Origin of the sequence: Pseudomonas sp. PS01303 (assembly GCF_029959385.1) — a bacterium.
In the GTDB taxonomy this organism is placed as follows: Bacteria; Pseudomonadota; Gammaproteobacteria; order Pseudomonadales; family Pseudomonadaceae; genus Aquipseudomonas; species Aquipseudomonas rustica.
Genome location: NZ_JASCPK010000003.1, coordinates 109168 through 129764 on the forward strand (window position 1 = coordinate 109168; position 20597 = coordinate 129764).

Below are 20597 nucleotides of genomic sequence, written 5' to 3' on the forward strand. Positions count from 1 at the left end.
CTGCTACCAATTCGACCCCCTATCAAGTGATGACGGGGTTCGCTATCGAGGCTAAAGAGGAGTCGTCCCGCTTGTCGGAAATGCCTGCTGACGCTGACAATGCTGAGTACGCAGCTCGCTCAGGGCTACTTGAACTGAACGGCTTTCCGCAGTGGCTTCCAAGTTTATCTGGTTGTACTCGCGTCTTATCCAAGGTCTGCGTCCGGGCATCACTCCTTGCGTGATAGAACTGGCTGTCATTTATGCTTGAGCATGCTCGATTTCACTCGCCCACTACGTCGACAGGCGCGTGAGATCATCCTTTAGATCGGCGTAAATGACTTGGTCGGACGCACACAGACAAACACTTGATTCGATCCCTCCATCATTTGCTTCTTGCGTCATAGTCAATGGTGGAACTACTGCCACTCTCAAATCTAAAGGGCTAACCGCCTTTATCGTCCTCGGAGAATTTTTAATTAATGGCCAATATGCATTTTGAATGCCGAGGGAATATTCCAGGAGCGACCCATGGGTGAGAGTTCGTGGAAGCCAAGTGGGACGGTCACGACTGCGTAATGCTCGAAGGTGTCCTCTACGACCTGTCGATCTTTCAAAGCAGCTGCGCCACTAAAACGCCAATCAACCTCAAAACCTTCATCAGCCAGCAGTTTGGTAAGGGTAAGGGAGCACTGGCTTGCCGGTATGCATGGAGTTTTGTCCAAATTTTTCTCAATGGGGTGTGTCCGGCCAAGTCATCTACTCAGCCCCGGAAAAACCAAGTTAGCTCCCGCCAATTACCACGAATATAGGTATTGGGAGCGCTAGCTCCAACCAATTGTACGTCCAACACATTTGGGTTGTATTCCCGTTACTGGCTTAAGACACCTAATTCTTGGTGTGCCAGTCAAAGAGTTTTTTTCGGATATTGAAAGCAAGATCGAACAACGGGAGTTTCTTTTAGAAGTTATCCACAGCGATGATGCTGATGAGCTACGGCGGCTGGTCGCGTTTGTAGGGAAGGTTCGTAAGTTACAGAAGAGGCCCTAACGTAAAACTTCTATCACGCTGCGGCTCAAGCAAGCCAATAATTAGATCTAATCTTGCATGACAACAGCATATTCAAATTTTGTCGTCATCAAGCGGTAAAACTTTGGCCATATAAAACGCTAAAATCCAACCCAAGCCCGTCCAACCTGCGAGAAAGTTCAGTTTGAAAGTCGATGCTCGTGCCTTGGACTTAGTCCTGATAGAACATATCGCTGGAAAAAAGTACAAGGCCATAGTGCTGGATGTGAAAACCATCCTGGCAATTATCGCAACTGCGCCATCTCCTTCTTTGCACAGATAGCTGACAGCACACACCGGAATCAATATTGCCAGCCCGAAAACCTTCATTAAAACGCCCTCTGAGGTAGGTGTCATCATGCCAATGAAGGCACGATGAGATCGTTCTGTGGGGGGGCTAGATCGAATACGGTAAGGGATCTATCGCCTGATAGGCAGTTATAGGCAGTTACAGAGCTCTATGAGGCCTCAGAAAGACGCAGCTATCGCCTGTGCAAGCTGCTGGTCGGACATCAGCGGAGAGCTGTAAGTAGCCCTGTAGAAGCGTGACGCCTGTTCAAACTGCGAGCCACGAATTTCGCCATCTGAGCCAATGAATGCAAGTGCATCAGGTTTGGCTGGCTTGAAATTTTTCGTGGCCAGCATCGTCAGCGCTGTCGTTCCTGAAAGAAGGACGGTTGGAGCCATTGTTATCATCATCAGTTAGGCCGCTAGAGTTTTGCCCTGCAACCCTTGGCCGATCGATTGCTTGAATTACTGCATCAACGCCTGATTTTGCATGCCGAAGAAACCCCGGTGCAGCAAATGGATCCCGGCAAGGGAGAAACCAACCGGGCCTATCTGTGGTGTTATCGCAGCACCGACCCTGGATGAGAGGTCAGGCGTTGCCATGTTCGACTATCAGTACCGGACGCAGTGGTGAGTATCTTCGTCACAGAATTTTCGAGTCCGCGAAGCATCCCAATACCGACCTGCATGCTGAATCAACCTGTAAGTTAAGTCGATGATTTTATTGAGGTGTGAATACTCGCGTTGCCGGACTTGTCATTTTTTACGACACGCAATGAGTGTGGCGCGCATTACTGACTCACATTTTCCACATTGTTGCCGATGCTTTACCTATAGGAATAGGAGCAATACCGATGAGAAACAATCAACCGGTCACGCAGCGCGAGGTTGTTCTCGGGCTTCAGCAAAAACTCATCTCCACAACGGACGCACGAGGTGTCATAACGTACTGCAATGATGCGTTCGTCGATATAAGCGGTTTCGAGAAAGCGGGCCTGATCGGCGCGCCCCAAAATATCGTTCGTCACCCTGATGTACCTCCTGCCGTATTCGCCCATATGTGGGGCGCGCTAAAGCAAGGCAAGCCATGGATGGGCATCGTCAAGAATCGTTCGAAAAACGGAGATCACTACTGGGTCAATGCCTATGTCACCCCGATTTTCGACGGTGTCCAGATCGTAGGCTACGAATCGGTCAGGGTGAAGCCGACCGCTGAACAGATTCGTCGCGCGGAAACGCTGTACAAACGCATCAGTCTCGGGAAATCAGCCATACCATACCGTGATAGATGGCAACCGGCTCTGCTCGCTTCGTTGCCGACTGTTGTCATGGGTTTAGTAGGCACGCTGTGTGGCGCGATGCTCGGCATTCCTGAAGCTATGATGCTAGCTGTCGCAATATCAGTACCTATAGGCCTGCTAGTGTCGCATCGACAAAACCAAGGGGCGTTGCGTCTGCTGGGAATGTCGGAAGCTTCAACCTCCGATTCGCTGCTGGCGAAGATGTACAGCGACGAACGCGGCCCTCAGGCGCGCCTTGAAACTGCGTTCGTCAGCCAGGCTTCCCGACTCAAGACCTGTCTCACTCGATTGCACGACGCGGCTGAACAATTGAACGAGTTGGCCGGCAGATCCGATAGCCTTGCTGCGGACAGCTTCCGAGGACTCGAACGCCAGCGCGTCGAGACCGAGCAAGTATCAGCCGCTGTCAATCAGATGGCAGCCACAACGCAAGAAGTCGCCAGCCACGTTCAACGCACTGCTGACGCCACCCAGGAAGCCAGTGTGCTCACTGGGCGCGGACGCGAGGTGGCTCGAGACACCCGCGAAGCTATCCAATTGCTCTCGACGGTGGTGGGTGAAACCGAGCTAACAGTCGCTCAATTAGCCAAGGACAGTGATGAAATTGGCACAGTGGTCGACGTGATCAAAGGCATTGCCGATCAGACAAACTTGCTGGCGCTGAACGCGGCCATTGAAGCCGCTCGGGCGGGCGACATGGGCAGAGGTTTCGCGGTAGTCGCCGATGAGGTGCGTCAACTGGCTCAACGTACAACTGAATCAACCGCACAAATCCATAGCCTGATCTCAAAGTTGCAGGTCTCGTCTAACAACGCTGTAAAGATCATGGCGAGCGGACACCGCAGGGCCGAAGAAGGTGTGGCATGGGTGCTTGAAGCGGACAAAGCCCTGGTGGGTATCAGTGAAGCCGTAGCGAATATCACTGACATGACTACCCAGATTGCCGCTGCGACTGAAGAGCAAACTGCGGTTGCTGAGGAAATCAGCCGCAACATCAACACAATCGTGGATCTTGCCGATCAGACGTCTGAGCAAGCAAGGCATTCGGCTGAGCTAAGCAGCGAGTTGACTCAGACAGCCAAGATTCAATATTCGTTGGTTGAGCGGTTCAACCGTTAGTTCATCAGAGTGAAAGCGCAGACGTCACATAAGAGTTTTGCTACTTATAAAAGGCGGCGTAAATTTAAAGTCGAATTTGACTAAATACTCCGTAATATTAGGTTTTGGTTTCTTTCGATGCTCGGCGAGCAAGTGGTCAAGCGTTTTTTAACTGAAATCGGCAGTTCTTCGTCGCGGACGCAGACATATTCTGTCGACTAGCCCAAGTATCGGCAAGGCGTACCTAGCGAAGTTTTAGCTCTTGGGCAAAGGCCTCTGCTGCAATCTTGGGAAGTATGCCGATGCCTAGGCGTAGTTCGGCTAACTAGGCCAGCTATGCATGATCTCTTTCTCAGAGAGTCATCAGATTTAGAGCGAAGATTCTCTATCTGCTCTCTTGCTCGATATTTAGAAATTTTGAGAAATTGATAGCCAACTTGAGCGCTCCGCTTGCGTAGATTACTCAGCGCTTCCAACGTACTTCGTCTTAACAATGATATGCGCCCAATGATGACGGCTGCAGTTGATGCCGTGGAGCGTACTCTCCGATCTGGTTTAAATACACAACGCAGAACTGCTTCTCGTAAACCTCTTCCAGAAGGGTGAGTACACCGATGATCTCTTTTTCAACTCCAAATCTAAGTCCACCGAGGACGTTATGGGCGCATTGTATGCGATCAATAGACGATGGGGCAGGGGGCCGTCTCCATACATCCTGATTAGTGTGTGCGGAGAGAGATAGTGAGCCAAAGTTTCGCGACCTGTGTTGATGATTTTTTGACATTGTACTGCCGACAACTAGCAACACTACGAGCTATCAGACGGTACTGAGAGTAAAACTAAATCACGGTTATGTTTGATGAGTGCTATGAGAGGTGTTTAGGCAGTGGCGTTTCTAGAATACATATTTCAAACTACAGCATTAAGAGGTCGAAATGCGAATTATTATTAAAGGCAATATTTCCAAGATTTATATACAGAGCTGACTTTGTCTATGAGGCACCAGGAGCAAAAAATAATATTAAATAAAAAAAATTATTAGCCGATAAATTTTCTGATCAATGGCACGCCTCTAGGTTAACCAGATCTCCCACTATGAAGAGAAAACTCTATGATTTGGTTCCTGAATCTACGCCTTGCGGCAAAGCTGTCGATATCGTTTTTGGTATGCGCATTGATAACTGTCGCGATCGGGTTCGTCGGGATGAGCGGTAACTCCAGGTTAGGCGACACAATCGCATCCATATTCGGCAACAATGTAACATCAATTAACAAGGTAAATGAGTCGCTTCAACAAGTAATTTATCACAATAGAGATCTGTACCTGCTGCTGGCACAAAAGGCTGGTAATGCAAGTGAAGCGGAACTCGCAACCACTCAAAAAGCATTATCTGATCGTAAGCGTGCGGTAGAGAGTTCATTCGCAATTTATCGTAGCACCCCTCTACGTGAAGACGAAAAAGTGCTGGGTGATAAATTTGAAACTGATTGGCCTTCCTACATAAAGGCGGCCGAGCAGTTCTCCAATACCTTGAACTCGGGGGATTTGCCAGGAGCGAGGTCGCTTCTGACAGGAGATGTAAGTAGTAAGTACGGTTTCGCTGAAAAGGAAATGCTGGGGATCATAGCATCTAATATTGATCAAGCAGACGATATGAAACGTGAGAGTGACGTACTCATTCAGAGCTCTAAGCTCACGTTGATTGCGGGCATGGTGATTGCTTTCGTTCTGGCAATGGGCTTGGGTCTTCTAATCACACGCCTTATTACGCGCCCCCTGTCTTACGCAGTAGCGGCTGCAGAGCTCATTGCCGCCGGTGATCTTACACAACGTATCGACGCAGGTAGCCAAGACGAAACCGGTCAGTTGCTTTCCTCCTTGGGTGGAATGCAGGCTAGCCTTAGAAATACAATCCAAAATATATCGAGTGCTTCAGATCGGCTTGCATCGGCAGCAGAAGAGCTAAGCGTCGTGACGGACGAAAGCACACGAGGCCTCACTCAGCAGAACAGCGAAATCGAGCAGGCAGCCACTGCTGTCAACGAGATGACAGCAGCTGTCGATGAAGTCGCTCGCAACGCTGTTACTACAGCAGAAATATCGCAACGCACGAATCAAGATGCCATGGCTGGTAAGAGCAAGGTTGGAGAGGCAGTTCTAGCAATTGAAGACATGGTTGGCGAAATAAATTCGTCTAGCTCGCAAGTTCAAGAGTTGGCTCATCAGACGAAAGAGATTAGCAAGGTACTTGAGGTGATTCGGTCGATTGCTGACCAAACCAATCTGCTGGCCTTGAATGCCGCCATTGAAGCGGCTCGAGCTGGGGAGCAAGGTCGCGGCTTTGCGGTGGTGGCTGACGAGGTGAGAGCCTTGGCTCATCGCACCCAGTCCTCCACTGTCGAAATTGAGGGGATGATTAATAGCGCGCAAACAAGCGCTACCTCAGTAGTACAAACCATGAGTAAGAGTCAGCGCCAGGCAGATAACACACGTCAGTTGGCGCAGGCTGCAGGCGTTGCGCTGGAATCGATCACTGAAGGCGTCGCTGCAATTACAGAGCGGAATCTGGTGATCGCAAGCGCCTCGGAAGAACAGGCACAGGTTGCTCGTGAGGTAGATCGTAATCTCGTGAACATTCAAAGCTTATCAGCTCAAACTGCTACAGGAGCACATCAGACCAATGCTTCGAGCCACGAACTATCGAGGCTTGCAGTGTCCTTCAATCAGCTGGTAGCCCAATTTAAGCTTTAGATCCGGATGAAAAGTACGTTTTACTGGCGCGCCTTTTAACTTACGTTACGCAGCACGATGCCCCGGTAAAGCCCATCAGACCTGATTCTTTGGCGTGGCATTGGGCTCTCCGGTCTGGAGAACGCTCCCTGCCAATTGCTCGTACAACTCATGCACCATTCTTGAGCTCACGGCCTTGGCAATCAAGGCTAGCGCGATGAGGCTGATCACCATAATGTGACTTTAAATCATCTCCATCACAATAGTGGCGGAGATGATTGGAGACTGAGTGACCGCAGCCAGAAAACCCATCACACAGAGTGCGATAGTTGGCTGCGCGGCCAGTTGGAACAGCTCTGCGGCATCCGCGCCGACAGCGGCTCCTACCGCCAGTGAAGGGGCAAAAATCCCGCCAGGGATACCCAAAAATATGTCACTACGGTCGCCAAGAAACGCGTAATTGGTGCGTGCCAGGGCAGGACAACACCGGATGCGATGACCTGGGAGGTAATGCCGTAGCAACTACCGAATTACATTCTGCCACTTCGCTATGGACGATATCGATCACTTCAAACAGATCAACGACAGGTATGGCCATCTGGCGGGAGATGCCACAAAAAATCAGTGTGCGCGACAACTGGCCCCACAAAACAACCTGTGATGCCTTTTCCCCCTGCGCGATCAATTGCGCTGTGTTCACCTTTGATCTCCTCACACTCTCAGCACTCTATTGTTAAGTATCAACCGCACGCATGCTCATTGGTTCATTCTTGAGGTGGATACACGAGCAGCTTTCTAAATATTGATACTTCTGCTTCATTCGAGTGTCTATTCTGTAGTAACGTGACTATACTAAACCCTCAGGAAATTCCCATGTCCAAACTAGCAGAATTCCGCCAGCTTGAGAAACACCTCGCCGAGCAACTTCAAGCTCTCGAAGCTCTTAAGGGCGACGCCGGTCTCAAAAAAGAAATTGAATTTGAAACGAAGCTTCACGATTTGCTCGCAAAATATGGCTACAGCCTGAAAGATGTGATCAACCTGCTTGATCCACAGGCTAGTCATCGCGCTCCAGTTACTGCGCCAAAAACCGGCACACGTAAAGCCCGCAAAGTGAAGGTTTATAAGAACCCACACACCGGTGAAACCATTGAGACGAAAGGCGGTAACCACAGAGGCTTGAAACAGTGGAAAAGTGATCACGGCGCTGCGACAGTAGAGTCTTGGCTCGTCAAGTAATCTCTGGTGAGTACAAAGGGCCTATTGATGGCCCTTTTTTTGGCTCAACTTATGTTGCGCCGGCAGCGCTCCGGCAATAACGAACCTCCTTCCATCAGCGCGCCCATTTCTTCCTCCACGTAAAGGGAAGGCCGCAGGTAAAGCAGGTTTTACTGGAAGCTCACTCTTTTTCAAAGTTGCTCGCCTTCAACTGGCTTACTGGTACCCCCATGGCGATGCCCGTTGGCTTTGCGACCTCCCTCGTTGCATCCGACTGCCGTAGCCGCGCAGAAACGCCCCAGGCAACTCGCGAGGCCCACTGCAGAGCATACGCAACATTTTGATAGCAATACGCTATCATATCGGTGCGTATTACTTACTAGATGACCTTACTCAGTCTACGTATCGTCAAGGCATCAAGCGTGATGGGCTGGTAGCACCGTTCGCGTCTTCCAAATCAACAGAGGCCTGTACAGGTCATGTTTCCGAGATATATATGAAGAAAACGCTTTCGTTGGCCACACGCATAGGGCTTAGTTTCGCGGCCATCCTGGCGCTGCTCATATTGATAACCGCCATTGGCATTCACCGCGTTGCGTTCATTGACTCCACCTTGGGCGACGTAAGCGAAAATGCCTCAAAAGTGCAGCGCTATGCAATTAATTTCCGAGGCAGTGTCCATAACCGCGCCATCGCTATTCGGGATGCGGTGCTGGTGAAGACTGATACAGATTTGGCAAAACACCTATCGGAGGTCACAGCCTTGGAAAAGGCCTACTCCGATTCGGCGGCTCCAATGGATCAGTTGTTCAAGGACGCAAGCGTAACAGTCGAGGAGGTTCGATTACTGAACGCTATCAAGGACATCGAACAACAAACCCTTAACTCCACCAGGGTGGTAATCTCCCTGCGCCAAGCGGGTGACATCCCAGGAGCTCAGGCGCTGCTGATGCGTCAAACGTCTTTGGATTACAGTGAGTGGCTGAAACGCGTCAATGCACTGATCGACTACGAGGAAGTATCAATCAAGGCAAAGCTGGGAGCAGTGCAGGCAACCGCAAGCCAGTTCAGTACGCTGATGCTTATCGCGACAGGTATTGCTTTGCTGCTGAGCATCACGTTGTCGGCTGTAATTATTCGCTTCGTTAAATCCACGCTGGGTGCCGAGCCCACAGATGTTGCATTGGCCATCGAGCGACTGGCAGCTGGTGATCTGAATCAGACGATTTCCACAGATTATCCCGGCAGTGTGATGGGCGTCCTGAAAGACGCGCTAGGACATCTCGGAGAGACTATTCAGCAAGTACGTAAGGCGGCCCAAGAGGTCAATCACTCGTCCACCCAGTTGTCTGCCGCATCATCGGCTAACAATGAGCAGACCAGCTTACAAACCCGCGAAGCGGAGCAGGTAGCCGCAGCCATGATGCAAATGGCCGCGACGGTTAATGAGGTATCTGGATATGCCGCGCAGGCCGCTGATGCCTCCCGGTTGGCTGATACTGAAGTGGGAAGTGGGAACAAATTGGTTGCAAGCACCACGCTTGCCATTGAACAGTTGGCAGTAACTCTCGAGCAAACCACTGCTACCGTGAACCAGGTGTCCAAACACAGTGAAAATATCGCGTCAGTGATCGACGTAATCAACTCTATCGCCTCACAAACCAATTTGCTTGCCTTGAACGCTGCCATTGAGGCAGCGAGAGCTGGAGAGCACGGGCGTGGGTTTGCGGTGGTAGCTGACGAAGTGCGTTCTTTGGCCAATCGTACACAGCAGTCGACCGAGGAAATTCGGGAGATGATCAGTACGCTTCAATGGGGTACCGAAACGGCATCCCAAACTATGCGCGATAGTTGCGAGCTAGCGAGCCAAACGGTCACACAAACCCGCAGCGCGCAGAATGCATTGGCAAGGATCAGCGAGCAGGTTGCCGCAATCAGTCATATGAACGCCCAGATCGCGAGCGCCTCCGTGCAGCAGAGTAGCGTGACCGATGAGGTTGCTGAAAATATTAACCGCATTCATGGCTCGACTGTTGAGTCTGCCAACGGCGCGCGCCAAGTGGCGGCAGCTAGCATCGAGCTATCAGGTTTGGCGGATCGTCTTACCGCTAAAGTGGCGTTCTTCTCTGCGGCTTAGTGGATTCAGGACAGCTTTTCACAGCCGCACTGACGTTTATGTTCGACTGCTGGGCTACTCATCAGGATGTTTCGACAAGAAGTAATAAATATCCCATCAAACCCCATAGCGCTTGTTTCCCCCTGAGGTAATGCAGTATCTACCGCCCCTAGGCCCTATACAAACGGTGCCGGACGAACAAGGGCAGGAGGATCCATGACTCGGCGCTTGCCGAGGAACAGGCAGAGGAGCAGGTCTCGCCTGACGGACTGGTTCCGGTTTGGTAGCGGCGTAGCAGTTCGCCCCGTCGCACAGGCTTTTGGACGATATCCATTTAGCTGGCTGGCCATCCAAGCTGACGCGAACCCAGCCATTCTTCTTTTCGTATACCTGTACCTTCTCCCCGCGTTTCAGGGTGGAGATGACCTTGCCACCAGGCTGATTACGCAAATTCAATTTATCAGCGTTTACGAACTGATCGACTGCTGGAGGTCGTGCTGGCCGGTTTGCTGGTAATGGGGCAGAGACTGGCATGCTCGGCGTGGCCTGTTGGTTAAGCGGGGCGAGAACTGGAGGCGAGTCTTTTTTTCCCATTGCCCAAAGGACAGCGCAGAGAATCAGAAGCGGGATAAACAAAGACTGAGCTTTTTTGCGCATATCCTTTGCCCTCGTTCAGCTCGCTCCAGGCGGCTGCTTTCCAAAGTGCGGTAGTGACGTTACTTCGAGCTTAGCCAAACCTCCACTTTGTGCAGCCTGCAAACTTTGAAGAGCTTCGGCTTTGCCGCTTCTAGGATCTTGAGTAGTCGTTGTTTCTCTGACGGGGAAGGAAATCAGTCATCAATCTCGACATTGCAGTGAGCAGAGTCGCTAAGTGCCCATTTCACGATCATGTCCGCAGCAGCCCTGTAGTGATCAGCCATGTACTGCCGCCGTCCCTCAACAGCACAGCCACGGTCAGCTAGCTGATCGGTGACGTCGGCGATCCCCAGGTCTCCAAAGTATCCGGTGGTGTTAGGATAATGAATGCCTGCCAGTGACACCTTGGCCACACCTTATTCTCGCTCAAAATACGACAGAAAATGCCATCCACCCGTGGTGCTCCATGCGTGCGGAAAATTGATCGCAGCTTTTCCAGTGATGTAGTGCTCGTGTGAGACACGTTTGAGATCAAAATCAAATAGTGGCTGCCTCATGGGAGCTTGCTGAGACGCGCCAAGCCCTGTTTTAGGTGGCCCGCGTTCTCGCCGATTGCCTCCAGGGCGCCCCGGACGTTATCTCCTACGTCCGCATGACCGTGCGCTTCTACGTTGAGGGTCAACTCCATTATTGCTGCCTCCAAGACGAACTGGTTTTGATACATCCTTTCCAGCACATCCGGCAGCGAGTATTCCTTTGGCATTGACGTGTTCTCCTTAGGGGACGCTCAGCATAGCGCAGCACAAGAAATGGTAGGTGTCTTGCGGATGAATCCAGAGGTTCATCAACTTTGAACTAATCATTGAGCGCATCTCCCTAACTCTGTGCAGGTTGCCTCAAGCCCAGGCTTCTCCTGGGCTACCCAATTACAGACGAAGGTTTTGTTAATCATGAAGAGCGAACAGGTCGAAGGTGTTGTAGAGAAGGTTGCAGGCAAAGCTCAGAGCGCCGTAGGCAAAATGCTGGGTGATTCAAAGATTGAAGCTGAAGGTGCTGGACGCCAAGCTGCAGGTCAGCTGACACAAACCTACGGCGATGCACTGGACAGCGTGTCTACGTTCGTCAAAGAGAAGCCAGTTGCTGCACTGGCAATCGGTGCTGTTGCTCTACTCGTGCTCAAGAGGTTGCTGAGTCGCTGAACATCAGTAACTTGAGTTAAGTTTCCCTCGTACTCTCTGGCGTTCCGTAGCTAGAAGTACGAGGGCGTTAAGTCTACGGCCTTTCGAGCTGTCATCAGCTCCCTTTATGAACTCATCGCTAGCAGCCATTACCATCAAAAACCGGTCACCTGCGTAGTTCTTTTGTCGCTTAGTGAAAGCCCTGAATACACTCAATCTTTCACTTAGATCGAACTGAGGGGTCAGAGGTTGCGAGCCCGATTCGCCAAAGTGATTACGTTCGCCAATCGCAATGGCCTAACCTCAGCCTAAATAGCCTATTCATTAGATTTGATCCTCGACGAGAACGTCGGATGACGGATCGGGTTTTTAGGGGAATTCCCTCATTGCAAGCTCTACGTCGCGCTACTAGGATTGCATTCAATATTTGGCCCAATCGAGGACAGACCATGGCTACATCGCAGAGTGACGACAAACGCCCAGCGCCAGATCATGCAGAGGACAACGCCTTTTTCCCATCGCCATATTCGCTAAGCCAGTTCACTTCCCCGAAATCTGATCTCAGTGGTGCTGACTATCCCAACGCTTACAAAGGTGGGCGATGGAAGATCCTACTGATTGGCGCGGATGAGCGATATTTGCTGACAGACAACGGCACGATGTTTTCCACGGGCAACCATCCTGTTGAAACCTTGCTGCCTATGTATCACCTCGATAAAGCAGGCTTTGCTTTCGATGTCGCGACGCTGTCTGGCAACCCGGTGAAATTTGAGTTTTGGGCCATGCCTTCAGAAGATACTGAGGTGAAGGATTTCTACGCTAAATACCGCGAGCAGTTCAAAAGCCCTCTGAAGCTGGCTGACGTGATAGAAACAGCGTTGGGTGATGACTCGGACTACATAGGCGTCTTTATACCTGGTGGTCACGGGGCTCTGATTGGGTTGCCGGAAAGCACTGAAGTGAAACGTGTCCTGCAATGGGCCGTCGCTAACGACAAGTTCGTGATTTCCCTATGTCACGGCCCAGCAGCGCTGCTAGCGGCGGGCCTTGGGGAGTCTAAGTCCTCCTATATTTTCAACGGCTACAAGATGTGCGCTTTTCCCGACTCTCTTGACGCGAAGACACCTGAAATCGGCTACATGCCTGGCCATTTGACCTGGAAGTTTGGCGAGCAGTTAAAGGCGCTGGGGGTCGAGATTATCAATGAGGGGATTTCCGGGGCTACTTTCAAAGACCGAAAATTGCTAACCGGTGACAGCCCTCTGGCGGGGAATAACTTGGGTAAATTAGCGGCGGGCGCTCTTCTGAAGGAGGTTGAGCCGACTTGAATAACGCGCCTGTAGAGGCAACGTTGCTCGCCGCTCTCGAAATTGAAGCGGCGCGCGATCTCGGCACAATCCAAGATGTCGTCCGTCGGATTGCTAGGCCCTATGGGTATGATCGTTTTGTACTCTTTTCGGCTTCTTCCGCAAGCGAAGAGGTTGTCGAACGCCTTTATTGGGTCGAGGGGGATTGGTTTGGCGAAGGCCAAGGGGTTGATGCTGAGACGTACGTAAGACGCTGCCCGGTTACTCGTCATATTCTGAGTGCTCGTGAAGCCTTTTTCTGGAAGAAACAGCACCTGCATGGCGAAGACTGCTATCAGGTCATACGCTCACCTAGCGGGCCGGGTCTACAGGGATTGCAGGTTCCCGTATTCGGGCCGTTGGGGCTTGAAGGTGCCATGAGCTTTGGCGGTGAAGGGATAAATGGATCGGCGCGAGTACGGCTTGGATTAAGTATCGTCGCTACGGCGGCTTTTTTCTCCGCTCGACGTTTACTCGAGGCACCAGTGGGTGAGGTGGTTAACAGCCTTTCACGGCGAGAGCGTGAGGTTCTGGCTTGGATATCGGCAGGACGCCGGCAAGCGGATATAGCTGCAACTCTTGGCTTGTCTGAGCGTACTGTTGAGAATCACCTGCGCTTGGCCCGCCGACGTCTTGGAGTCGCAACAACTGCACAAGCGGTCAGGTTAGCGATTCGAACAGGTCAAATCGAAGGTTAAGACCGGAACCGTAGGCGGCGAATATCCTGTGTTGTCTCAATCACGATAAATGTTGACCCGGCAATCCTGGTGGAAAAGTGAAGTGCGATCATTGGCAAGCGGAGCGCGCAGGCGGGAGGATGAAAGCCCGCAGGGCCAAGACTCGGCAACTCGAGGCTTGGTTAACGACAGCCGCCCTCGTAGAGGCCCGCTCGACCTTGGCTCCCTAGAGCGCCTTTAGGAGACGTTCAAGCGTCTGATGCTCCCATGTGCTGAGTAACGCAATGGGATCTGTTCCAAATCGATCCCCTGCGCCAAACGACCATCGGAGTCCTTCTGGACTCACGCATTCTTCGCAGTGGTCGAGCGTGTCATTGTCGTTGTAGATCGATATATGCCAACCCTCGACGCTCACCACGAAATGGCCCGCATAAATCTCACCCCAAGACGCCTGACTCACCTTGGTCATCGTCCGTCGCTCGAAGGTGACCTCTCGCAATACCTGGCATACCTCTCTCGCCGAGAGTTCACCCGCATTGCGTTCGCTAACGCTACCTACCTGGGATGAACGCGCTACCGCTCTGGCCTCTTTCAGCCTTTGCTCAGCATACATAGCTGAGTCATCATCTAGCAGCAGCGGATATCCTGCAGCCGAGAGAGCTTCGGCGAGCTCTTCAATGAGTAGACGCTCGGGATCACGGGCCGCTTGGTAGGCCCTGCCTGGTACGCGTCGAGTTGTGTCCATTCGCGGCTCTCCAGAAGGCCTATGACTAAGAGCGACTAAATTACTTTTAGAACGATAACAGAACGCTTTGAATTGCGATTCTACGCTGCGAATCATGAGGACGGTATGCGTTACGATCTATGCTTCACAGAGGTGCAAACACCAAGCAAACCGAAGCAAGAGGTGATGGTTCATTCCGACCAAGGCAGCCAGTACAGCAGCTACGATTGGCGCAGCTTTTTGAAGGCAAACAATTTGGTTGCCAGCATGAGTCGCCCAGGCAACTGTCATGACAACGCCGTGGCCGAGAGCTTTTTCCAGCTTCTGAAACGGGAACGGATCAAGCGGAGAATTTACACCACAAGGGAAGATGCTCGGAGTGATGTGTTCGATTACATCGAGATGTTCTACAACGCAAAGCGCCGACATGGTTTCAACAATCAGCTGTCACCGGTAGAGTATGAAAAGCGTTACGCAATTAGCTTGCAAGGTGCCTAGAAAACCTGGGGCTATTCAGGTGAGGCTTGGATGAGTCACTGCCCGCAACTGCCAGTGTCAGCAAAAAACAACTGGCTGGAACCTCAGGCATTCTCCTAAGCAATCCTCGTATCACTATAGGCGTTGAATGGATGCTTAGTTAATCAGTCTTGGTGGGGGGGCGTGCATTACCTGCGTGTATCCAGGCAGACAGACCTCTCTGGAAATGCGTAAGCATCTAAAATGCATCCAACTTTGTGTCTCCTTGGTTCGACTCACCCAACTGGGCATTCTTAATCAAATAGGTGCCTAGAGACGCACAAAGCCCAACGATGAGCTCTGCTTCATTGAACGAAGGTTCTCGTCCTTCTCGTATGTGACGACCATTTTCAGATGCATACCCCCAAGCCTTGACCACTGCTTGATCGAGCGGCGCTGGAATGATGGTGCCGTTCCTTTTCATGATGTCGCCAAGGTTAGCCTTTACGTCCCCAGTCACTTGACGGGCGACGCACTCTAGCGATGCCATGGCGTGCTGAATGGCGCCTGTTGGATCTGGATTCGGACGGCGTGAAAGGTCACCTATAGCTTCGTGTAACTCTTTGCTGGCGGTGACATGGCCATAGTCATGCTCAGTTTTTCGCGCATGGCGCACAATGACTTCAAATGACTCGGGCCCACGGATCTCAACACGGCCATCTGCTACCTGCCACCCGATGCCGTTCTCGACGAAATATTCATTCAGTTCCGTGTGGAAATGCTCGTAGACGTCAGAGCTGTAGTTACGCTCACCTAAATCATGCTGAATCCGCTCGATTACGTCGTAAACCTTGTACCACTTGCACTCCCTCAATAGCTCGTTGACCTCCCAGTCAACATTGGGGAAATCACTCCAATTGTTCTGGTCGGGCTGTTTTTTTAACGCCTTGCACAGGATGGCTCGCAAATCTTTCGGCTTCAATCCGCAGTCGTAGCAGAGCTGAACCAAGTAGCCTCGCAGCTCCTCAGGCGCGTCTTCCCTGACTGTAATCTCGGCTTCAGCAGCGTTGGCGAATCCATTGCGCTTAGAAAATGAGTCCTTCATAGACAACTACTCCATCGTACCTGTGTACTGGCAAGCTACGTTCAATCCCGTTCTCTGTCCATCAAGCTAGTCGCTTTGGCTGAAGCACAATCTAGAGTGCCTGGACGTAGGTGATGAGAGGTGACCAGAACAGGATCATCACCTACCATGTGACGTATTGCGCCATCAAAACCCATAGGAACTCGAATGTCCCGTCTCGCTGAATACCGAAAACTCGAACTAGAGCTCGCTGCCCAGCTCGCCGAGCTGGATGCCATGAAAAATGACTCTGGCTTGAAAGCAGAAATGGAGTTTGAGACCAAACTGCGTGGCTTGCTTGCTGAGTACGGCTACAGCTTGCGTGACGTGATCAGCCTGCTGGATCCTACAGCTGCGAAACGTGGGAAATCCGCCCCTTTGGCTGCGCCTTCAGAGAAAGGTACTCGCAAGGCTCGCGAGCTGAAAGTCTACAAGAACCCGCATTCGGGTGAAATTGTCGAGACCAAGGGTGGGAATCACAAGCTGCTGAAGGCTTGGAAAGCTGAGCATGGTTCGGATGTCGTGGAGTCGTGGCTCTCCAAGTGAGTCACAGTTAGCACGAGCAAAGGCCCTCCATGAGGGCCTTTTGTTTTTGCGAGAATCATTCTGCGCTAGGATGTATGGATGAGACGACGGCGGCATCAACTCGGATGGCAAATGTCGGGCTGGGCATTATGCCGGCTGCCCAGTTCAGAGATTTTGAGCAAGATCAATCTTGTGATGTCGTAGCCTCGTGCCATGCTCGGACTACCTCCACTGCAAAATCTCCAGCGTTGTAAGTCGCTGTTTTTTGAGCAACTTGTTTAGAGTCGCGGCCATCCATCGTACTTGATTGAGGTTCGCCTGTGTCCGCTACTCCCTTGATCCACAATGATTGACTACCTTCAGGCACACCTCTGTAAAAACCGAAGCTTTCCATATCGAACGCGATGACGTCTGAGAATGCCTTTGTAATAGCCTGGATCAAGGGAGCATCCGGATCCTCAATTTTCACACTCGCGCTAGCCACAGCTTTGTCGACAACTGTCTCGTAGTCTCGGTCGGTCGTGGCTACAATTCGAGCAATTCGTTGGAAGCCATTAGCGGCGATACCAAAATGAGGCCTGTGTTGAGTCTCACCATTTTTGAAGCGCTCGTGATCAAAGCCAACCACTTCAGAAGGAATTACAACGGTACCGATTTTCAAACTACGACCAGGCATACCCATGCACATGCCGACCATCAATATTAGATCAGGGTTAAGTGCGTGAGACAATGCAGCGACCCCTCCGGATGCTTCAACATTGCCCTGTTGAGCCAGCGTAGCAACGTACCACTCAGATCCGTTTTTGGGGTCGGTGAATTTGGACGCTGCGTAGCGCTTATCCTGACCAATAAATCTTGTTTTGGGCTCGCACTCAAACAAATCGGCGAACTTGACCGTCAGAGCTTTAAGCTCTACCTGCGCAGCAGCTATGCACAGTATCTTTAGAGGTTTAGTAGATGATTGGACTTCAAGGGGCGGGACTGCAGATATAGTCATAATGGGCTGATTTGGTAAGTAGATTGTGGCGTTGGCCGGAGTGATAACCGGAGGTGTGGTGATCGGTAATGCGGAATTTTGCCAGCCTACAGCGTCGATGATTGATCCGAGTGAAAACGGAGAACATGTTGAGAACTCTTTCAACTTATCCTTTTCCAGCAGCAGCCGTTGTAAACTAGGATATGACAGGTTCGTACCATAAGACGGAAGCTCGAACGTGCTTGAAAGATATCTCAGATCGGTTATAAAACCTGCACCTAGCCCCCGTGCGTAGCTGTCGAAGTACCCTTGATTTATGACATCGCGAATCCTAGCTCTTACCAGACTTGGCGCACCTGCCAAATCCAAGATTTCGTAAACGTGCTCTGGGATGAAGGCTAACCGCCCTAGCTCATTCGGTACTATGTCGAGACGCTTCTCTAGGCTAGAGGATAATTCAGGCGCGGCATCATGCAGGCGCCGGATCAAGCTTTGATCATCAACTGTGGATCGCCAATGGTCAATAATATCTTTAGTCGCGCTACGCTCACGGCGAATATACGTAGGGAGTTTTTCGAGTGCGTATTGCGCCTTGTACCAGATATGCTGGTCGCTACCTGGCCGATAAAAACCTTCATCTTGTCGCTCAAGCACATAATCTTCTAAGCTAGTTGAACTTCCTAGTAGGACTATCATCCCCAGGCCTATAAGTTCCTCGAACTCACTAAGGATGACACGGCAAAAACCAGACTCAAAATAAGAGGCTGCTGGAATGTACACTGTCTCAGAAGTGGCGACTGCCATTCTTGTGGCAATTCGCATCTCGCGCTGAAAGTGAGGATTTAACGACATCTTTCCTTTTTCTTCGAGAAAGTGCACATCAAAGAAATGAAGGAATAAGCTTTTTAGACGCACTGAGTTCATGAAGGCTGACATGTGGCATCACTCAAAAAGTTTCAGTTGTCTGCTAGGGCTCCGTGTCGCCTCCATGTAGTCTTCGATAAGAGTATCTAAACGACCTTTGAGTGGTATGGCCTGCCATGCGGAAAGTTCATCGAGATACGCGTGTGGTATGCTTTGTATCAAGTAGATCTTTTTGAACTGTGCAAATGCGACTGCAATTTCCGCGAAAGTGTTAGGGCCGACGTAGTTAAGTATTCCATGGCGATCAAGATTTACAGCGAGGACGCCCCATGTCTCTGGGTGGCGGACTTGCCTGATATGCTTGTGTGAAACTTCGCGCTTGAACTGCTCAAGATCTTGCAGCGAATACTGATTTAAAGCATCCTTTTCTGCTTCAGGAACAATTGTAGGAATACCTGCGTTATTAAGGACTTCGGCATAAGCGCAGAGTTCAGAGTAAACACTCATACTCCCGATCAGCACAATTTGGCGCTTCCTTATTTTAGTGCGTCTAATTTTAATGACGCGTACACCTTTTCTGCTTTTCGCCAAATTAATTGTGATTTCAGTCATCGACAAAATCTCCATTTATAAGGCGAGTCTCGAGAATTCCTTCCTCGTTGTTGACACCAGAGAAAAGCCATTCAGGGCTCCAATCGTCTTGCTCAAGCAATGCGCTGAGGCGAGCGACGTCCACGACGAAGGCATCTGGGATGTGCACAGGGAAATCTCCTGGACGTTCGCTGAAATAGATTGGCCGCTTCGATTGCAGGATGCGCCCTACCTCATAACACGTTGTTCTACCAATGTACCCGTAGGGAAGCACTGCATATACTAGGTCGGAGCGCAGTATGCGATGAAGCGCTAGAGACTGGATAGCTGCGTCTGAGCAAGCTTGAGGATCTGTATGAAATCGCACGAAATCAATGCCTTCTTCTACGATTTCAGCGCTTTCCGGAGAATTGACGTGGAGGCCAATATTTCGGAAGATTTCGCAAGTTCTTTGAATTTCGCGGTTATGCTGCTTGAAGCTGCCAATTACCGAAATCGTTCTCGTCATTCTAGCGATTCGCACAATCCGTGTGGGGCGCACATTATCCATCGTTTGGAGCGCTTGTGGAACAACTAGCCATCTCCCCAGCAAGCTCACTGTGCATTTGGCAGCAGACCTTGTTCGAGTTTTCCCCAATCAGGTTCTAGGTGTGAAGGCGCGTTCACATCATTCTTCTAGGGTCATGACGTCAACGTCCGTTGAGACAGGAGCGAATCACGCCCGTGCAAATAATCCCAAATCGAAATGCGCACGAACCCTGCTCCTATCCAACAGTCTGGCAACTCGAGAGAGCATACCGTTTCAAGCAGTCGCGACCGAACGGGGCCACTCGAAGTGACCGCTTTGACTTTCCATGCCGAGCTCACTTGTTTACGCGAGGAAGGCATTTATATAGCGCTGAGACCTTCTATGCCCGAGGCATCTACAACTAGCGTTAAGATTTAACTACTGACCACTTTCCAAGTTGCGTCGTCTGGATGCAGGGTTAGCAGGTAGCCACGACAATTGGGTACATGATTAGTGATTTCATAGTCCCGCCATTCCGCCATAGCTCGACCATCAATTTGCTGCGGCTTGCGCTCGATCAACCACGCCACTGCATTGATGAATTGCCCGTGTGAGAACACAGCCAAATCGTCGCCAGGATGCGCTGCAAGCTTATGCAGAAACGCCTGAGCTCTAGATACAAAGTCCAAGAACGACTCGGCGCCTTCACCGTCTCCGAATGCAGGGTCTGATTTAGACCAATATGCGTCTACCCACTCCCGCCGTTGAGCAACTGTCGTGTTCGCACATCGCGCAGGCTCAAGGTACGTGAATTCGTGAATGGGCCAGATTTCAAACGGGACGGAAGAGAACAAAGCCACGGTCGCCGTCGCTGTTGCGCGGGCTCTGGAGAACGGCGAGGCAATGATCAGATCTGGGGCTTGGCTGAATGACGAGGCCACTAGATGCGCTTGCTCGACACCCTTAGACGTGAGCGGGATGCTCGCGTGATCTAGGCTGGCTTCACCGGCGTTCGCGGCACTCTCTCCGTGTCGGATTAACCTGACATGCTTCATCGAATACTCCCACTGACTGGGACGCACAGCGTTCCATCCGTTACTGAAATTCAGGGCTGACGGTGAGCTATGGATTGGTGTTCCAACGATACCAGAACGCTCTGGCTATTAATGGAGCACGGGCACATCCGGAAGGACT

General features: G+C 51.2%; 20 protein-coding genes and 5 pseudogenes. 11 read left to right on the plus strand and 14 right to left on the minus strand.

Annotated elements, in window-relative coordinates; genetic code table 11:
- Nucleotides 1-1101 precede the first annotated feature (1101 nt).
- Together QMX93_RS31025 and QMX93_RS02515 are read right to left on the minus strand one after the other, a co-directional pair.
- Complete coding sequence (locus QMX93_RS31025) at nt 1102-1407, minus strand: superinfection immunity protein (protein ID WP_098949322.1); 306 nt, start codon at nt 1405-1407, stop codon at nt 1102-1104.
- 108 nt (nt 1408-1515) lie between these two features.
- Nucleotides 1516-1801, minus strand: a pseudogene (locus QMX93_RS02515) (DUF2388 domain-containing protein).
- Between QMX93_RS02515 and QMX93_RS02520 the strand changes: the two are divergent.
- From QMX93_RS02520 to QMX93_RS02530, 3 genes and pseudogenes are all read left to right on the plus strand, one after another.
- Nucleotides 1771-1908 (plus strand): annotated as a pseudogene (locus QMX93_RS02520) (transposase); the annotation flags it as partial. The pseudogenes QMX93_RS02515 and QMX93_RS02520 sit on opposite strands and share 31 nt — an antisense overlap.
- Before the next feature lie 281 nt (nt 1909-2189).
- Nucleotides 2190-3755 carry a PAS domain-containing methyl-accepting chemotaxis protein gene (locus QMX93_RS02525; protein WP_098949319.1) on the plus strand — a complete coding sequence of 522 codons (1566 nt, stop codon included), beginning with the start codon at nt 2190-2192 and terminating at the stop codon, nt 3753-3755.
- A gap of 1090 nt (nt 3756-4845) precedes the next feature.
- Complete coding sequence (locus QMX93_RS02530; RefSeq protein WP_098949318.1) at nt 4846-6486, plus strand: methyl-accepting chemotaxis protein; 1641 nt, start codon at nt 4846-4848, stop codon at nt 6484-6486.
- 75 nt (nt 6487-6561) lie between these two features.
- Here the strand turns inward: QMX93_RS02530 and QMX93_RS02535 are convergent.
- Nucleotides 6562-7010 (minus strand): annotated as a pseudogene (locus QMX93_RS02535) (chloride channel protein); the annotation flags it as partial.
- 5 nt (nt 7011-7015) lie between these two features.
- On the opposite strand from QMX93_RS02535, the gene QMX93_RS02540 reads away from it, so the two are divergent.
- Complete coding sequence (locus tag QMX93_RS02540) at nt 7016-7126, plus strand: diguanylate cyclase (RefSeq protein ID WP_098949317.1); 111 nt, start codon at nt 7016-7018, stop codon at nt 7124-7126.
- Between the two features lie 212 nt (nt 7127-7338).
- Nucleotides 7339-7704, plus strand: coding sequence for a histone-like nucleoid-structuring protein, MvaT/MvaU family (locus tag QMX93_RS02545; RefSeq protein ID WP_098949316.1), 366 nt, complete (start codon nt 7339-7341; stop codon nt 7702-7704).
- Between the two features lie 97 nt (nt 7705-7801).
- On the opposite strand, the pseudogene QMX93_RS02550 reads toward QMX93_RS02545, so the two are convergent.
- Nucleotides 7802-7878 (minus strand): annotated as a pseudogene (locus QMX93_RS02550) (DUF2256 domain-containing protein); the annotation flags it as partial.
- A 301-nt stretch (nt 7879-8179) separates the two neighbouring features.
- On the opposite strand from QMX93_RS02550, the gene QMX93_RS02555 reads away from it, so the two are divergent.
- Nucleotides 8180-9820: a methyl-accepting chemotaxis protein gene (locus QMX93_RS02555; RefSeq protein ID WP_098949315.1), complete on the plus strand. Its 1641-nt coding sequence runs from the start codon at nt 8180-8182 to the stop codon at nt 9818-9820.
- Between the two features lie 96 nt (nt 9821-9916).
- Here QMX93_RS02555 and QMX93_RS02560 read toward each other — a convergent pair whose 3' ends face one another.
- From QMX93_RS02560 to QMX93_RS02570, 3 genes and pseudogenes are all read right to left on the minus strand, one after another.
- Nucleotides 9917-10456: an SH3 domain-containing protein gene (locus QMX93_RS02560; RefSeq protein ID WP_098949314.1), complete on the minus strand. Its 540-nt coding sequence runs from the start codon at nt 10454-10456 to the stop codon at nt 9917-9919.
- Between the two features lie 59 nt (nt 10457-10515).
- A pseudogene (locus tag QMX93_RS02565) lies at nt 10516-10992 on the minus strand (hypothetical protein).
- Nucleotides 10989-11198 (minus strand): hypothetical protein, encoded by a 210-nt coding sequence (locus QMX93_RS02570; RefSeq protein ID WP_098949313.1) that lies wholly within the window; start codon nt 11196-11198, stop codon nt 10989-10991. Before QMX93_RS02570 ends, QMX93_RS02565 begins: the two are co-directional and overlap by 4 nt.
- Before the next feature lie 187 nt (nt 11199-11385).
- Between QMX93_RS02570 and QMX93_RS02575 the strand changes: the two genes are divergently transcribed.
- From QMX93_RS02575 to QMX93_RS02585, 3 genes are all read left to right on the plus strand, one after another.
- Entirely contained in the window at nt 11386-11634 is a 249-nt protein-coding gene (locus QMX93_RS02575; RefSeq protein WP_098949312.1) for a CsbD family protein, read from the plus strand.
- A 428-nt stretch (nt 11635-12062) separates the two neighbouring features.
- Nucleotides 12063-12941 (plus strand): glyoxalase III HchA, encoded by an 879-nt coding sequence (gene hchA / locus QMX93_RS02580; protein ID WP_098949311.1) that lies wholly within the window; start codon nt 12063-12065, stop codon nt 12939-12941.
- Nucleotides 12938-13657: a PA1136 family autoinducer-binding transcriptional regulator gene (locus QMX93_RS02585; protein WP_098949310.1), complete on the plus strand. Its 720-nt coding sequence runs from the start codon at nt 12938-12940 to the stop codon at nt 13655-13657. The genes hchA and QMX93_RS02585 overlap by 4 nt, the downstream gene beginning before the upstream one ends.
- A 205-nt stretch (nt 13658-13862) precedes the next feature.
- Here the strand turns inward: QMX93_RS02585 and QMX93_RS31030 are convergent, their stop codons facing one another.
- Entirely contained in the window at nt 13863-14381 is a 519-nt protein-coding gene (locus QMX93_RS31030; protein ID WP_349016222.1) for a hypothetical protein, read from the minus strand.
- A 72-nt stretch (nt 14382-14453) separates the two neighbouring features.
- On the opposite strand from QMX93_RS31030, the gene QMX93_RS02595 reads away from it, so the two are divergent.
- Nucleotides 14454-14858 carry an IS3 family transposase gene (locus tag QMX93_RS02595; RefSeq protein WP_349016224.1) on the plus strand — a complete coding sequence of 135 codons (405 nt, stop codon included), beginning with the start codon at nt 14454-14456 and terminating at the stop codon, nt 14856-14858.
- A 217-nt stretch (nt 14859-15075) separates the two neighbouring features.
- Here the strand turns inward: QMX93_RS02595 and QMX93_RS02600 are convergent, their stop codons facing one another.
- Complete coding sequence (locus QMX93_RS02600; RefSeq protein WP_098949309.1) at nt 15076-15921, minus strand: hypothetical protein; 846 nt, start codon at nt 15919-15921, stop codon at nt 15076-15078.
- Nucleotides 15922-16107: 186 nt separating this feature from the next.
- On the opposite strand from QMX93_RS02600, the gene QMX93_RS02605 reads away from it, so the two are divergent.
- Nucleotides 16108-16485: a histone-like nucleoid-structuring protein, MvaT/MvaU family gene (locus tag QMX93_RS02605; protein WP_098949308.1), complete on the plus strand. Its 378-nt coding sequence runs from the start codon at nt 16108-16110 to the stop codon at nt 16483-16485.
- Nucleotides 16486-16648: 163 nt separating this feature from the next.
- Here QMX93_RS02605 and QMX93_RS02610 read toward each other — a convergent pair whose 3' ends face one another.
- From QMX93_RS02610 to QMX93_RS02630, 5 genes are all read right to left on the minus strand, one after another.
- On the minus strand, nt 16649-18376 hold the full coding sequence (locus tag QMX93_RS02610) for a hypothetical protein (RefSeq protein WP_098949307.1): 1728 nt from the start codon (nt 18374-18376) through the stop codon (nt 16649-16651).
- 6 nt (nt 18377-18382) lie between these two features.
- Nucleotides 18383-18916 carry a hypothetical protein gene (locus QMX93_RS02615; protein ID WP_098949306.1) on the minus strand — a complete coding sequence of 178 codons (534 nt, stop codon included), beginning with the start codon at nt 18914-18916 and terminating at the stop codon, nt 18383-18385.
- A complete protein-coding gene (locus QMX93_RS02620) occupies nt 18909-19403 on the minus strand; it encodes a hypothetical protein (RefSeq protein ID WP_282352380.1) in 495 nt (164 codons plus the stop codon). Before QMX93_RS02620 ends, QMX93_RS02615 begins: the two co-directional genes overlap by 8 nt.
- A gap of 173 nt (nt 19404-19576) precedes the next feature.
- Nucleotides 19577-19783, minus strand: a complete 207-nt coding sequence (locus QMX93_RS02625) for a nucleotidyltransferase family protein (RefSeq protein ID WP_138183477.1) — start codon at nt 19781-19783, stop codon at nt 19577-19579.
- A 54-nt stretch (nt 19784-19837) separates the two neighbouring features.
- A complete protein-coding gene (locus QMX93_RS02630; RefSeq protein ID WP_098949305.1) occupies nt 19838-20458 on the minus strand; it encodes a histidine phosphatase family protein in 621 nt (206 codons plus the stop codon).
- Nucleotides 20459-20597: the final 139 nt, after the last annotated feature.